Here is a 15,665-nt window from a genome sequence, read left to right as displayed (position 1 = left end):
CTGGGCTTCACAGATAACGCAACCGTGCCTGATCGTTTGCGGCACTCAAGAAGTTGATCTATCCAAACCTATTTTCGACGCTATCACGCATCGCAACAAACAATTTTGTCACTCCGCCAAAGGATCGCATGGCTCGGTTATATTAAATGAAGATCGGGAAGTGTGGAATTGCGTTCGCGATTTTTTAAAGCTTTTTGCACATTAGTCTTTTTGAAATGCGCAGAATTGCTTATACTTTTTTGTTTTTCAAAACGAGATAAGATATGCCTGCGCTTTTTAAAAAAAAATCGGTTATCATTGTTGCCGCGCAACTGATCGGATGGACGGTATACGCGCATATCTTATATCTGATCGCACGATCATTCAATCCTTCCAATGAAATTGCATTCGAACGCAATTATTTTCACGCTGCAGTCGGATGTTTCCTGAGTTCCGGCTTAATCATCATTTACAAAAACATTTGGCCGAAGATTACGACGTCCTATTTACGGATGTTAATGACGATCATAGTAGCGTCGCTGGTCGCGGGTATTTTATGGACCGGCGTGAGCGATTTTTTTGGTAACTATTACCTTCTCGAAGATCCGGATCCTGAAAATTGGTTCAAGTATTCCGCCAAAGGTGTTATCAATGCTTGGGCCATGCTGATGGCATGGAGCGCCGGATACGCCGGTATTCGATATGGCCGGGCGCTACAAACAGAAAAAGAAAATGCTTTGCGTGCGTACGGACTTGCTCAGCAGGCGCAACTCCTGATGCTGCGATATCAGGTCAACCCGCATTTTTTATTCAATGCTCTCAATTCCATCAAAGCCCTGATCGATGAAAACCATGCCCGAGCCCGCGAGATGGTTACGGAATTAGCCGATTTTTTGCGTTATTCACTCGCCAATACGGGAACGGAGCTCGTTGCGTTTCGTGATGAAATTACTGCGATGCGTCATTATTTGCTCATTGAAAAAATCCGGTTTGAAGAGAAACTTGTTATCGAGTGGAACATTGCGGACGAGGCTGAAAATATTAATATCCCTGGTTTTCTTATTCATCCTTTGATTGAAAATGCTATTAAATACGGAATGCAGACGAGCTCAAAACCATTGCGTCTTCGTTTGATCGCATCCGTTTCAAACAAATGTTTCAGATTTGAATTATCTAACTCGGGTAAATTGGTAAAAAGCAATTCGTCGTCCGGAAATGGTATTGGCTTGAATAATGTTCGTTTGCGCCTTCAGCAAGCTTTCTCCGGACGTCATCGTTTTACCATTGATGAAAAAAACGGATGGGTACACGCGGTCATCGAAATCGATTTAGAGTGAGGAGTTAAGGAATGATATCAGCCGGCAATCAATCCGATCGTAACGTCAAACTAGTACATCGTTTAGCTTATTGCATTTTATTCTTACTTGTCACTGTATTTTCATTGAAGATGATTTTCGATAAAGACCTTGGGTTTCACCTGAGAGCGGGACAGTGGATGCTTGAAAACGGACAATTCATGCGCCACGATGTTTTTACTTATACCGTCACGGATCATCCAGTTATTAATCTCTACTGGCTGTATGACCTGGCAATGTACGGCTTATATAAAATTGGAGGCTATCCTGCGATTTCCCTGGGCATAACGGCCGTCATATTAATCGTCTTTGGATTGATGATGCACCGGATGAAATCGTTGCAGTTATCGAATGTCGTCATCATCGGATGCCTTTTGGTTGCCGTTCTGATCATGGAAGGCCGCTTCAATCATCGTCCCGAAATTTTTAGCTGGTTATACATGTCAGTCTTAGTGTGGGCATTAGACGCCCATCTCTATTTCTCGCGGCGAACGCTTTTTTTATTACCCGCTATCATGCTGTTGTGGGTCAATTCACACGGATTGTATATGATCGGAACGGGCATCATCGGGGCTTATACGATGACGCTATGGCGCCAAAAAAAAATGAATCGCGAAGCCATGCGCTGGATCGGGTTGAGTTTTGCGGCGATTCTGGTCAATCCGTATTTCATCGACGGCGTTTTGTATCCCTTTCAACTTCTCACTCGCTTCGATCCGTCCAATACTTTTAAAAATAGTATTATCGAGCTTTTGTCGCCGTGGTCTAAAAATATCCGGGTCTTGACCCACATTCCGCTTGAAGTATTGTATTTGTATTACGCTCTGACAATTTTGACTATGCTAACTTCTCTGCTGCGTTTTCGAAAAATCGCATTGCATGAATGGATCATTCTGCTTGCTTTTTTGTATTTGTCATGCACGCAGATGCGAAATATTCCTTTTTTTGTAATGTATTCAGTCCCCTTGCTTGCAAAAAATTTACGGGAATTATTGATTTCTTTTTCCGGTCAATTACAGCGTATAGAGCGGATGGCCGTCATTTTATTTGCTGCGATTATGTTGGTCATCGGAGTTCGTATTGTAACCGGTGCTTATTATGCCGCCGATGATCGCGCTTTGTCAACAGGTTTGGGACTTCAAATTCCTCAGGAAACAGAATCCTATATGATCAGCCGGAATTACAAAGGAAAGATTCTCAATAATGTTAATTCAGGTAACTGGTTAAACTGGACTGTTCAACAGCCAAGTTATATTTATTCTTTTTTAGAAGTGATCGGTGAAACGATTTACAAAGAATATATTCAAAGCACGCAACGCGGCGGCGTTCAGACATTGATACGACGTTACCAACCAGATTTGATTGTCTACGATCATACATCAGAATTGAACTGGACGATCGACCTCGCCGGAAATCCGGACTGGCGTTTGCTATTCTGGGATGCAAGAACCGCTTTATTCGCCCGCAACGTTACGTCTGGCGATACGTTGAATCTTTCGTTGGTTTTGAAAACGTATGGACTTGAATCTGTGCCGACGGACGAAGCAAAATGGTCGATCCTTAAAACATCTTCCCCCGGAAAAATCGAATGGTGGGCAAAAGGTCTATATGCTTCACAACCGAATTCATGGCCTTTATTATCCTTCGGTAATTTTGCTCTTGCCGTAAAACAAGATTCAATAGCTGAGTTGGCTTTCCTGAAGTTCCTTCGTGAAACACACGCTTCCAAACCGGTCGTGTATCGTGATCTGGGTCTGACGTATTATCTCAAAAATGAGATCAAAAAAGCTTTCTATTGTTATAGCCGATACCTTGAATATTTTCCTGAAGACAAAAACTCGGCGGCATTATTTCAACAAATTTCCACTCAATTAAAAACGCATTGAGCCGATGACATACAAAGCCCTGATCGTAGACGATGAACGGCTGGCGCGCCGCGAGATGCGCTTGATGCTGGCGAACCATTCTGAAATCCAAGTGATAGGCGAAGCGGATGATCTTGCTTCTGCGACAGCTGCCGTAGAACGATACGTACCGGATGTAATTTTTCTCGATATTCAATTGGCCGGAGAATCCGGGTTTGATTTATTGGAACGTCTTTCCGTTCCGTGCAAAATTATTTTTGTGACGGCTTTTGACGTGTATGCGATCCGCGCATTCGAAGTCAACGCGCTTGATTATCTTTTGAAGCCGGTCAGTGCACAGCGCCTGGACGTCGCGTTGCGCCGCTTGAAGAATCATGAGACCGTGCCCCATCATCCGAAAAAATTTGAATACGACGACCGGCTTTTTATCGCCGATCATCATCGTTCTTTTTTTCTGAAAATCAGAAATATCTTATATATTCAATCGGCCGGCGATTATACCGAAATTACGGCTCAAACCGGAAAGTTTTTATTATCGAAAACGATGAAAGAATGGGAAGACCGCCTTCCGGAAAAATATTTTCTCCGTATTCACCGCGGTACTATGATTAATTTAGAACTGGTCGATCGTGTCGAGCCGCTTCCAAATCAATCCTACCATGTGTATATTCACACCATAACCGAACCGTTTGTCGTCAGCCGCCGGTATGCAACAAAGATCAAAGCGGTTTTGCGCTAAATTTCTTATTGACATGCCCGTCCTTATGTTGTAGTTTTTTCTTTTCAAATTTTGATCTTCATTCTATGAAACTCCTTGAGTGGATAATTGTTTTTGTCGTAATCTACCCTTCTGGTTTACTCCGTTCACAATCCGTCAAACCGGAATTTGATCGGTTCGGCCTTCAGGATGGTTTGTCGCAAATAACTGTTTTTACGATGATCCAGGATCGGTACGGCTTTTTATGGATCGGAACCGAAGACGGTTTGAATCAATATAACGGGTACGAATTTAAAATTTTCAGAAACATTCCCGGTGACTCTCTCTCATTATCGCATAATCATATCCGTGCATTATTCGAAGACTCTAAAGGCATGCTTTGGATTGGCACGCGCGGCGGCGGATTAAATCGTTACGATCGTACGACAGGACGTTTTGTGTGTTATCGCAATGATCCCGGTGATCCAACCAGTATCGACAATAATTCAATTCGCGCAATTTTTGAAGACCGCAACCGGCGCCTTTGGGTTGGCACTTCATCAGGACTAAACCTCCTGGATTCTGCAACAGGAAAGTTCAAACGTTATTCTTTTGAAGCCCCTCCTTCACTCGGAGTTACGAATCCGGCTGTTTCATCGATCATCCAGGATAAAAACGGCATGATCTGGGTGGGAACGATTCGTGGCGGTTTAGTTCGATTTGATCCTACAACCGAAAATTTTAAATATTACAGGCACGATCCTGAAAAGCCATCTGGTTTAATTCACGATCTTATCACTGCGCTGGAAATCGATCACAACGGTTTTCTATGGATTGCAACATACGGAGGGCTCGATCGCTATGACGAAATTTCGGATAGTTTTATTCATTGGATTCCAGATCGTGACAATCCTGGTTCACTGCAGTCAGAACGATTGTTCAGCCTGAGAGCCGACGGATTTGGGCGGTTATGGGTTGGATCATTGGAATGCCTGAGCGTCAAATATCCCGGTTCTGACCGTTTCGATCATTTCAGTAACGAATCCATGAATCCCCATAGCTTGTCGGACAATACGGTTTGGAGCATTTTAGTCGATCGCGCCGGTACATTGTGGGCGGGAACGCATCGCGGACTCAATCGCTGGGATCCTTTTTTGCGCAAATTTCCTCACATCACGACCGGTCAGGACGCGCTCACGCACAATGACGTCCGAGCGATTACGATCGACTCTTCCGGTGCGCTCTGGATCGGTACGTCTGGAGGAGGAATCAATCGGTTCGACCAAGGATACCGCTCTGTTTTTACCAGTGATCCTAAAAACGGTTTGTCCAATGATTATATCATGGCCATGCTGTCGGCACGCAATGGTACAATGTGGATAGCCACGCAGAACGGCCTCAATCGATGGGATCCTGTCCGAGGAAAATTTATTCGCTATTTGAACGATCCGAATGATCCATCATCTCTTAGTGGCAATTTACTGTCATCGCTGGCCGAAGATGCCAATGGAAAACTCTGGGTGGGCACCGATGCACAAGGATTGAACAGATTAAATGAAGACGGCTCATGGATGCGATTCGAATCTACTGAAAACGATTCACATTCTATTATCAGCAACCATATTCATTGCCTCGCGGCCGACTCATCCGGAAATCTATGGATTGGTACGAACCTTGGCGTTGCACGATGGAACGGTGGTTCCTTCGAACGATGGGCTTTTGGGCCCTACATGTCCGAAAATACTAAAGGACCGGATGTAATCGCTTTATTGGTGGACGAACGAGGATGGTTGTGGATCGGAACGCTTGGCAATGGTCTCTCATGCATGGATCCAAAATCCGGAAAGTGGCTGACGCTTACGACCGATGATGGATTGTCCAGTATGACTATTCAATCCCTTACTTTTGTCAGTAACAATATTTGGGCCGGTACCAATAACGGGTTGATCCATTTGAGCATAAACGATACGACTGATTTTTTTTCAAAACGATCGGTACAAATCAAAAATTACTTCGAAAGCGACGGTATTCAAAGCAATGAATTTAACAATGCTGCAGTCTACCGCTCAGCATCGGGTGAACTGTTTTTCGGAGGGATCAACGGATTCAATCGGTTTTTTCCCGATAGTATTCGAGACAATTCATATATTCCGCCGGTCGTTTTTACATCATTCAAACGATTCAATTTGACCTATCCTCTTGGGACAGAGCCTGTGCTCACCAAACATATTATTTTGAGCTATGCCGACAATGTTATTTCATTTGAATTTGCCGCTTTGCATTTTGCCAATCCTTCGCGTAATCAATATGCGTACATGTTGGAAGGCTTTGATGAGAGTCGTGCATCGTCCGGCACCCGGCGCTCTGTGACGTATACCAATTTAGAACCGGGGGAATATGTTTTCCATGCATGGGGATCCAATAGCGACGGTATCTGGAATAACGAAGGTCTGGCTGTCCGGCTGACTATCACGCCGCCATGGTGGGAAACATGGTGGTTTCGCGGCATTATGATTATAACGATCTTTAGTACGCTGTGGACAATTTACCGCACCCGCGTAACCCAGCTTTTGCGTATTGAACGGTTGCGTACTCAAATTGCCAGCGATCTTCACGATGACGTCGGTTCATCATTGAGTAAAATCGCTTTGTATTCGGAGCTTGTGCAATCCGGCGTCAATCAGATGGAAGGGCAATCGTTGCTGACCGAAATCGGCCGCATGAGCCGGGACATTATCGGATCGATGAGTGACATTGTCTGGTCCATCGATGCACGCAACGATACCCTGATCCATTTACTGACACGCATGAAAGAATATGCGCTCACTTCTTTGCCGGCCGGCGGCATGACCGTTGATCTCAACGCGGAAATACCAACGGTCGATCGCACGCTTAAACCGGAAGTTCGTCAAAACGTATACCTTATTTTTAAAGAAGTATGTAATAATATCCTCAAGCATTCGCACGCTACGCACGTACACATTACAGTCAGGCCTTTACAGGAAAACCTGATATTGACCGTCTCTGACAATGGTGTTGGCTTTTCACCGAACGTCATGTCGGCCGGTCATGGATTGCGCAACATTCGCGCGCGTGCCGAAAGGCTGCACGCTGCGTTGAATATGGATGGCGAGCCGTACGGAACTCGTTTTTCGATAACAGTTTCTCTCTAAAAAACAACCCACATGTTTATGTGATTGTTTATAGTATAGTTTGGAGCTTTCTTATGGCAAAGCCAAAACCCAGTGCTAAATTGATCAAAGTAGCTATCATCGAAGATGATCGAGGCATCCGCAGTGCGATCGATGCCTTTTTACGTTTGCAAAACGATATGACGTCGGTGGGCGTTTTTGCATCCGTAGAAGAATTTTTAACATCGAGTAAAACCACTCCGGATATTCTTCTCATGGATGTCCAATTACCCGGCATGTCCGGTATTGATGGCATTCGTCCTATCAAAGAACGATTTCCAGCCATACAGATCATGATGCTTACCGTTTATCATGATGCGGACAGAATATTCAGTTCACTTCGCGCCGGCGCTAACGGTTATGTACTTAAAAGCGCTCCATTTACCGACATTAAACAGGATATTCTGACGCTTTTTGCCGGTGGCGCGCCCATGTCGCCTCAAATCGCCCGGAAGGTCACGGAATATTTTTCCAATCAATCCGGTTCGACTATTCCGGAATCGCTTACGGCGCGTGAAAAAGACGTCGTGCATGCCCTCGTTGATGGACTTAGTTATAAAATGGTTTCCGACCGGCTTGGCATTTCCATGGAAACTACCCGCTTTCACATCCGCAATATTTACGAAAAGCTCCACGTCCATTCCAAAGCGGAACTCATCTCAAAAGTTCTAAAAACCCGCTGAAATACACAAAAATTGTGTATTAGTCTGCAAATCTTTTTTATTCATTTGACAAATTATTATTAATTAATACCCACCCAAATATGTGGTTTTTTCGTTGCGACTTATTGGTAAATTAGCTACCATAAACTGACCCGTTTATACCCACTTTGCACTTCATCACACACGCAAGAAATCTGTAACAGGTAATAGAAGTTGACAGTGTATCGATTTTTAGGATCGGCATTTCAGTCAAGATGACCGGCTTTTACAAAATTTTGTTTACATAAAATTCTTTTCAATTTACATCAAGGAGAAAAAGTCATGAAATCATGTTTCGTTTTCATTGGACTCGTGTTATTGAGTTTTTCAGCTCAAGCAAAAGTATGGACGGTTGACAATCGTCCGGGCGCCAATTTCACAACGCTTTCTGCCGCTCATTCCGGAGCATCAAGTGGTGACACCATCCTGATAGCAGGATCGGGCACACCATATGCAGGTATTACTTTTACTAAAAAATTGTTTATTTTTGGGCCTGGTTTTTTCCTGGGTCAAAATACCGGTTTACAGGCCGATACGAATGCCGCATCTGTAGGTCAATGTACGTTCAATGCCGGTTCACAAGGAACCGTGGTCATGGGTATACGATTCACCGGGACGCTGTATATCAATACAGACAAAATCAGCGTTAAAAGATGCTTCGTTGAAGAAAATTCTCAAGCGGCTATCTACATTTATTCCAACAAAGACAGTATTACGATATCACAAAATTATCTTTTCCAAAACAATAGTTCCAGTGGTAATCCAACCATCAATGTTGGTTCTGACGGAGTTAATGGCGCTACGCGTATCTATATCAAAAATAATTTCATCGATAAAGCTGGCACTACTTATTCTGCGCTATATATCCCTTATTCAACTACCGGGGAAGTTTTTAATAATGTTATTCGACAACATGTTACCATTCATTCGATACAATTTAATAATAACATTTTATATCAAGGCACTTTCACGGTTACCGGAAGCACTCCCTATAACTGCATTTCAAACAGCACGCAATTCAATTCTTATACGGGCACTCCCTATTTCTGTAAGATAAATCAATCAATGTCATCGGTCTTTACTTTAACCGGAAGCGCCGACGCACGATGGCAGATCCAACCCGCTGGCCCGGCAGACAATGCCGGCTTTGGCGGCGCCGACTGCGGCATGTTCGATACCAGTGAAAATAACGCGTATGTTCTTTCCGGCGTGCCGCCTATTCCGTCTATCTATGAAATTACAGCGAATTCAGACTTGAGTAACGTGACGGTGAAAGCGAAATCCAATAATTAACCCGCACAGAAATTGAATACAGAAAAAATTTTATGAAAAAAATTCTGTTTGTTTTTTGGTGGCTCTGTACGGGTTGGCTTGCCGGTCAAAACATAAACCGCGCGGAATATTTTATCGATTCCGATCCGGGTTTTGGTAACGGAACTCCGATTACTGTGGCGGCTCCTGGCGCGAGTGTCACGCTCAATTTCAGCGTGCCACTGGCCACAATATCCGATGGGTTTCATTCGTTGTACGTACGTACGCGCGATAACAATAGTTTGTGGAGTATCACGAATGCGTATCCGTTCTTCAAAACGTACGGAGCCGGTCCGGCGCTTCAAAATATAGTGAAGATGGAATATTTTTTTGACAACGATCCCGGCTTCGGAGCTGGAACGAATGTCGTTGTCAATCCTATTGGGAGCGATATTACCGAATCGTTCAGCATCAATACGGACGCACTTAGTTCGGGATTTCATACACTCTACGTTCGCGTGCAGGATTCCAAAGGACTCTGGACGGTGCTCAATGCCAATCCGTTTTTCAAAACTTTTTCTGCACCGTCCGGATTACCTAACATTGTCCAGCTTGAATATTTCATCGACAACGACCCTGGGCTAGGTTTGGGAACCCAACTAACGATCACTCCCGGTACGGATATCACAAAAAACTTCACCGTCGACATAGGCTCAGTTCCGTCAGGATTTCACACCTTGTATCTTCGGGCAAAAGACGCGAACGGAAAGTGGACCGTTTTAAATGCCAATCCGTTTTTCAAAACTTTTTCTGCACCGTCCGGATTACCTAACATTGTCCAGCTTGAATATTTCATCGACAACGACCCTGGGCTAGGTTTGGGAACCCAACTAACGATCACTCCCGGTACGGATATCACAAAAAACTTCACCGTCGACATAGGCTCAGTTCCGTCAGGATTTCACACCTTGTATCTTCGGGCAAAAGACGCGAACGGAAAGTGGACCGTTTTAAATGCCAATCCGTTTTTCAAAACTTTTTCTGCACCGTCCGGATTACCTAACATTGTCCAACTCGAATATTTTATCGACAACGATCCTGGGCTAGGCGCAGGCAGCCAATTATCGATCTCTGCCGGAACAGATATCACGAAAAATTTCACTGTCGATATAGGCTCAGTTCCGTCAGGATTTCACACCTTGTATTTTCGCGCAAAAGACGCGAATGAAAAGTGGAGTATTCTGAACGCGAATTCGTTTTTCAAAACATACGCCGCGCCACAAGCTGTTGTGCCCGTTGCGTCACTGGAATATTATTTCCACAAATCCGGGGTTAATACGGCGACACTGTCTTACAGCGGATTTGCATCGGGAAGCAACGTGAACGTCAGCTTCGATCCCGATTTAAGTTCTTTACAAAAAGACAGTACATACCGGATGTTCATCTACGCCAAAGATTTCACAGGTCTTCGCAGTTTGGCGATGATCGACACCTTCATTGCACCGGATGTACCGCCGGCTGCGCCTAAAGATTTAATTGCCCTTTCCGGCAATGGACAGGCATCATTGTCGTGGAAAAAAAATACGGAGCCGGATTTTTTAAAATATTATATTTATCAAGGTACGTCTCCGAACCCCACGTTGCTGGTAGATTCAACAAGCGGAATTAACGATACGTCCAAAGTTATTTCTCCCCTGAACAATGGCACAACCTATTTTTTCCGCGTCGCTGCCGCCGATACCGTTCATCAACTCAGCGCCTACTCCAACGAAGTTGCCGTCACGCCCGGGGACATTACCGCCCCCAATGCGCCCGTGTTGATTTCTGTTGTCGCAGGCGACAGTCTTGTGACCGTATCATGGATGGAAAACAGCGAACCGGATATATTGCGTTACCGCATTTTCAGCGGAACATCGGTTAATCCGACTATTCAGATTGATTCGACTACAACTGGAGACACAACAAAAACATTTTTTTCATTAAACGCTGGAACGACATATTATTTCAGAATCGTCGCCGTGGATAATGCTTTCAACGCAAGCGGGTTTTCCAATGAATTAAGTGCAACGCCGACTTCACCAACCAATCAATTGCCAATGCTTGAGCTTGCGTACTCCGATTTTTCCGTCACGATCAATCATCCCGACACCACGCTCGACTCCATTGCCGCACATTTTTCTGATGCGGATGATTCGAATTTAGAATTTAGCGTTGGAACATCGAATCCGGGGAAAATTACACCATTCGTCATCGGCGGGCGATTAAAATTGTCATTTATTACCGGCCAGACCGGCGTCGTATCGATTTATGTTACAGCAACCGATGACAGCAATGCAGCCGTTTCGGATACTTTTAACATCACTATTGATGCTGTCAATGCGCAGCCGATAGCTGCGAATGATAATGCGACAACGACTTTCCAAACAGCCGTTACGATTCATGTGCTCAATAACGATATCGATCCCGATGGCAATACGTTAACCATTCAATCCGTTTCAAATGGAACGAATGGAAGTACCGTAAAAAATTCAGGCGATACAACGATCACTTATACACCCAATAACGGATTCTCGGGTAATGATCAGTTTACGTATATCGTCACTGACGGCAACGGCGGACTAGATACGGCCTCGGTATCGGTTACGGTTTCTGCCCCGATTGCATTGACGCTCACTACGTCCGTTCTTCAAAATCCGGCGCTATCAAAATACGCGGATATTTATGTCGTAGGCGATACGACGCTTCAAAGCGTTCCGGTCGTCAGACGGATCATTGGCGGCGATTCAGCATCAGTGATCATGAGCGGCAGCGGCAGCATTTATCATGGCACCATCGAATTTACTCAAAACGGAGCGTATACGATTCGCACACACGCAACATCGGTAACCGGTAGCGCCGTAGTGCAAATACGCTCATTTAATGTCACACTCGCCAAACCGAGCTTGACAGCGCAACTGAAATCGTTGAGTGAACAATCCGTTCTGACCATTCCTAAACTGAGTTTAAAAAACGAAACGTATTTCACGGCGTTTGAAAAAGAACAAGCCGGTGAAACCATAGTCGAATTCGGACCATCCGGTTCGTGGGCGCAACCTCTGGAACTGACAATGACGTACGAACCGTCGGCATGGAAAAATCCAGGGAAGTTATTTATTTACCATTACACCGTCGATGGATGGAAACCTTTGCGCACACAGGTCTTTCAAAACGAACGTCAAGCCAAAGCGTTTGTGACGGAATTGGGATTATTTAAATTAATGGAAAACGAACAATTTGAAGGAACGAATGTTGTTCCATCAGCATTTTCGCTGAATCAAAATTATCCCAATCCTTTTAATCCGACGACGACGATCGTGTACGATCTGGCAAAAGACGAAACCGTCGAACTCAGCGTTTACAATATGCTTGGCCAGAAAGTAAAAACGCTGACCAATGGCTTTCAATTGGCCGGACAATATCGTGTATTGTGGGATGGTACCAATCTGAATGGACAAAGTGCAGCGAGCGGCGTGTATTTTTATAGGATCAAATCGTCGTCGTTCGTCAAGACCAAGAAAATGTTGTTGATTCGATGAAATTAGTGAATCGTAATGTCAGTTCGAGCAAGGTCGAGAACTGACATGAACGAAGGATTCTATAAAATTTTTGTCACTTCTCGACAAAGCTCGAAGTGACAGTAAACCTGAGAAAAATATGCGAATCAAAATTTTTTTCATACTGTTTTTCGTAATCATCGGAATGAGTTGCGGTGATGATCCGGTACCCACTGAACCGACGTACGACGAATTGATCGCCCAGGGATGGAATGCTTTCATTCAGGCCGATTATGACGGGGCGTTCGATATTTTTGATCAGGCGTCGACGCTCGATGCGTCCATGGCGGAAGCGTACAATGGCAAAGGCTGGTGCGGACTACGTACGGATCAGTTAAGTTCTGCGGCATCGGACTTTTCGAGTGCGGCCGGAAAAAACAACCGTTCGGCCACATTGTTCGCCGGCTGGTCTTTCGTACTCAACGCTCAAAAATCGTACGCCGCTTCCAATACTCAGGCCGATTCGGCTCTGGCACGCGATCCAAGCTGGGAATTCGAACATACGCTGCCGTATGACGCCGATTATTTACATCTTGTCAAAGCGCAGAATTATTTTGCACTGCTCAATTACACGGCCAGTCTTGCCGAGGTTCAGATTTTGAATGTGTCATTTTCAGCCAATGTCGCTACGGCTGACGGCCGGGCTGCGTTGTCCGCAGAGATAGAGCGGTTAAGAACCACGTTATCGAAACAAGTATTACAGTAATCAAATCAATAAAAAATAAAAAAAGGCTGTTCAAAAAAATTGAACAGCCTTTTAAATTTTTCCGGAACGAAGCCCTAATTTTGCGTAACGATTTTCAGCTTTTTGCGGTTCGCGATCCATTTAAATATCAAACGTGCCGCGAACAGGAACAGTCCTAATCCGATACCGGTGATAAACATCGTACTACCGCAAATGCCCCCGCCTTCGGATGAATCGGCCGTCATTGTGATCATACCGACATCAAATACTTTGTTATAATCGATTTCCCACGTTGCGGTGTTGCCGTCTTTTTTATCGGCATTGGAATTGTCGACTTTACCCGGCATCGTCACGTGAAAAGTATATTTCAGATCGTGCCAGGCCGAACGGGATGTATCGGTAATACCGGCCGATTTCTTTGAATCAAATTCCTCGCTGAAAAATACTTTTTTATCCTTTTTTTCAATTTTGATTTTGGAATCATTGAACGGTGAGGCAAACTGGTTGCCGTCTTCCCATTTTTTTTCGGCGATCAGGTGATATTTACCGTCTTTTTCTTCCTCACTGACTTTCCAGCCTTCTTTCTCAAAACTTTCTTTCTTGGCTTTGAGTTGGTCTTTACTGTCCTTACCGATCTGAATATCGATTTTTCTTTGCATACCGCCTTTGGAATCGACGGTAGTCCATGTCTCCGTCTGGAAACATCCTGATACCAGCCATGCAAAAGCCAAACTTACAGCATAGGCTAATAATTTTTTCATAACTCCTCCTCAAAATGTTATTGGGGTTTCGATACAAGGAAAAGACGCCTACAGGCGGCATCACAAAGATTTGATGAAATAGACATGATAAGCGACAAATTCTAAAAGAAAATGGTTCTAATTGCAAGAAGTTTTTTCCTCAAAAAACTTGCGCTGTTGTCGAATTAGACATAAATTCAGCCATCGACATTTAAAAACCCGCTCATTCTTACGGAGACTTTATGAGTGATTTTTCCGGCAATCCCTGGCGCGCCAACGATGACAAAAAAAATCAGACTTCGACCAACCCAACCAGCGCGGAAGATTATTATAAAATGGCCCAGTTGGCTATGGATAACAAACAATTCCAGAATGCCGTCGATCACTGCCGCAAAGCCATCGAATTAAATCCGGTATACCTCGAAGCATGGTTTTATTTGGGTTTCAATATGATGGACTTAAAACAGTACGAGGAAGCCATCCCGTGTTTTCACAAAGCGCTCGAAATCGAAAAAGACGGTAATTATTTTCGCCCATACAGTTTTTATAATATCGGCTTGTGCCATTACAATCTGGTCCGCGATGACGAAGCGCTCGATTATTTCAACAAAGCCGTTGCCGTCAAAGCCGACTATGTGCCGGCGATCAATTATATCGGTTTAATTCATTACATCAAAAAAAATTACGATACAGCCATCCCGTTTTTCAATCAATGTTTGCAATACGATCCCAATTACATTTACGCGCATTATAATCTCGGGCGATGCTACTATTACCAGTACAAAGACGATCAGGCGCTGGATCATTTTTTAAAAGCGCTTCAGGCGGATCCCAACCATGTTGAAGCCAATAACTACGCCGGATTGATTTACCTCAACAAAAAATTATACCCGACTTCGATCGGATATTTACAAAAAGCCAGTTCACTCGATCCGCAATATACCGCGCCGTTGTACAATTTGGGAATTTTGCATTACGAGCAGAAACAATATCCACAGGCGTTGGATTATTTTACCAAAACGATGCAATTGAATCCCGAGCATGCCGATGCGTGCAATTACATCGGATTGATCCATCACGATCAGAAAGAATATGCCAAAGCGGCCGAATTTTATCAAAAGACACTAATGATTCAGCCTGATTACAAATTTGCAATGTATAATCTTGGTTTGGTTTCCTACGATCAGAAAGATTATCCCAACGCGATTGCCAATTATCAAAAATGCCTTGCCATCGATCCCGAATATGTTTCGTGCCATTATAATTTAGGTTTGGCTTTTTACCAGTCCGGCAGCTTGCAGGATGCGTTGCGGCATTTTGAAGAAGCGGCGCGGCTGAAGCCTGCGCATTTCAATGCGCATTATTACCGCGGCTTGGTCTATCACACTACGGGACAACATGACCGCGCAATGGCCGTCATAGAAGAATTGAAAAAAATCGATTATCCTACGGCCAAAGATTTGTATAAAGAAATCACCGGCAATGACCTAACTCCCACATCGACGACCACTCAGCCGACCCAAAAACCGCGAGACGAAGGCCCGAGCCATCGCGGACATTGAGGAATATTTTTGCTCGGCTTGAGTTTACTTTCTTAAATCATGAGGT

11 protein-coding genes are annotated in these 15,665 nt (G+C 44.3%); 10 read left to right on the top strand and 1 reads right to left on the bottom strand.

Features of this window, described 5'->3' with window-relative positions; all coding sequences use genetic code 11:
- The 9 genes from K1X84_10155 to K1X84_10115 all read left to right on the top strand — a co-directional run.
- Window positions 1–205, top strand: a 205-nt coding sequence (locus K1X84_10155) for a hypothetical protein (GenBank protein ID MBX7151992.1), incomplete at its 5' end; no start/stop codon positions are given.
- A 58-nt stretch (window positions 206–263) separates the two neighbouring features.
- Entirely contained in the window at window positions 264–1,316 is a 1,053-nt protein-coding gene (locus tag K1X84_10150; GenBank protein MBX7151991.1) for a histidine kinase, read from the top strand.
- Between the two features lie 11 nt (window positions 1,317–1,327).
- On the top strand, window positions 1,328–3,220 hold the full coding sequence (locus tag K1X84_10145) for a hypothetical protein (protein ID MBX7151990.1): 1,893 nt from the start codon (window positions 1,328–1,330) through the stop codon (window positions 3,218–3,220).
- Window positions 3,221–3,224: 4 nt separating this feature from the next.
- Complete coding sequence (locus K1X84_10140; protein ID MBX7151989.1) at window positions 3,225–3,938, top strand: LytTR family DNA-binding domain-containing protein; 714 nt, start codon at window positions 3,225–3,227, stop codon at window positions 3,936–3,938.
- Between the two features lie 65 nt (window positions 3,939–4,003).
- On the top strand, window positions 4,004–7,069 hold the full coding sequence (locus K1X84_10135; protein ID MBX7151988.1) for a hypothetical protein: 3,066 nt from the start codon (window positions 4,004–4,006) through the stop codon (window positions 7,067–7,069).
- An 80-nt stretch (window positions 7,070–7,149) separates the two neighbouring features.
- Entirely contained in the window at window positions 7,150–7,770 is a 621-nt protein-coding gene (locus tag K1X84_10130; GenBank protein MBX7151987.1) for a response regulator transcription factor, read from the top strand.
- A 300-nt stretch (window positions 7,771–8,070) separates the two neighbouring features.
- On the top strand, window positions 8,071–9,081 hold the full coding sequence (locus K1X84_10125) for a hypothetical protein (GenBank protein ID MBX7151986.1): 1,011 nt from the start codon (window positions 8,071–8,073) through the stop codon (window positions 9,079–9,081).
- Between the two features lie 32 nt (window positions 9,082–9,113).
- Complete coding sequence (locus K1X84_10120) at window positions 9,114–12,614, top strand: cadherin-like domain-containing protein (protein MBX7151985.1); 3,501 nt, start codon at window positions 9,114–9,116, stop codon at window positions 12,612–12,614.
- A gap of 118 nt (window positions 12,615–12,732) precedes the next feature.
- Window positions 12,733–13,338, top strand: coding sequence for a hypothetical protein (locus K1X84_10115; protein MBX7151984.1), 606 nt, complete (start codon window positions 12,733–12,735; stop codon window positions 13,336–13,338).
- A 74-nt stretch (window positions 13,339–13,412) separates the two neighbouring features.
- On the opposite strand, the gene K1X84_10110 is transcribed toward K1X84_10115, so the two are convergent.
- Window positions 13,413–14,078 carry a hypothetical protein gene (locus tag K1X84_10110; protein ID MBX7151983.1) on the bottom strand — a complete coding sequence of 222 codons (666 nt, stop codon included), beginning with the start codon at window positions 14,076–14,078 and terminating at the stop codon, window positions 13,413–13,415.
- A 221-nt stretch (window positions 14,079–14,299) separates the two neighbouring features.
- Between K1X84_10110 and K1X84_10105 the strand changes: the two genes are divergently transcribed.
- Window positions 14,300–15,619, top strand: coding sequence for a tetratricopeptide repeat protein (locus K1X84_10105; GenBank protein ID MBX7151982.1), 1,320 nt, complete (start codon window positions 14,300–14,302; stop codon window positions 15,617–15,619).
- Window positions 15,620–15,665 lie beyond the last annotated feature (46 nt).

Source organism: bacterium (assembly GCA_019695335.1).
In the GTDB taxonomy this organism is placed as follows: domain Bacteria; phylum CLD3; class CLD3; order SB21; family SB21; genus JABWBZ01.
The sequence above is the reverse complement of the archived record's forward strand: the minus strand, read 5'-3'. Positions and strand labels throughout refer to the sequence as shown.

Coding starts and splice junctions, on each gene's coding strand:
- K1X84_10145 (MBX7151990.1), top strand. CDS start 1,328: ATGATATCAGCCGGCAATCAATCCGATCGTAACGTCAAACTAGTACAT.
- K1X84_10105 (MBX7151982.1), top strand. CDS start 14,300: ATGAGTGATTTTTCCGGCAATCCCTGGCGCGCCAACGATGACAAAAAA.
- K1X84_10135 (MBX7151988.1), top strand. CDS start 4,004: ATGAAACTCCTTGAGTGGATAATTGTTTTTGTCGTAATCTACCCTTCT.
- K1X84_10110 (MBX7151983.1), bottom strand. CDS start 14,078: ATGAAAAAATTATTAGCCTATGCTGTAAGTTTGGCTTTTGCATGGCTG.
- K1X84_10140 (MBX7151989.1), top strand. CDS start 3,225: ATGACATACAAAGCCCTGATCGTAGACGATGAACGGCTGGCGCGCCGC.
- K1X84_10150 (MBX7151991.1), top strand. CDS start 264: ATGCCTGCGCTTTTTAAAAAAAAATCGGTTATCATTGTTGCCGCGCAA.
- K1X84_10120 (MBX7151985.1), top strand. CDS start 9,114: ATGAAAAAAATTCTGTTTGTTTTTTGGTGGCTCTGTACGGGTTGGCTT.
- K1X84_10115 (MBX7151984.1), top strand. CDS start 12,733: ATGCGAATCAAAATTTTTTTCATACTGTTTTTCGTAATCATCGGAATG.
- K1X84_10125 (MBX7151986.1), top strand. CDS start 8,071: ATGAAATCATGTTTCGTTTTCATTGGACTCGTGTTATTGAGTTTTTCA.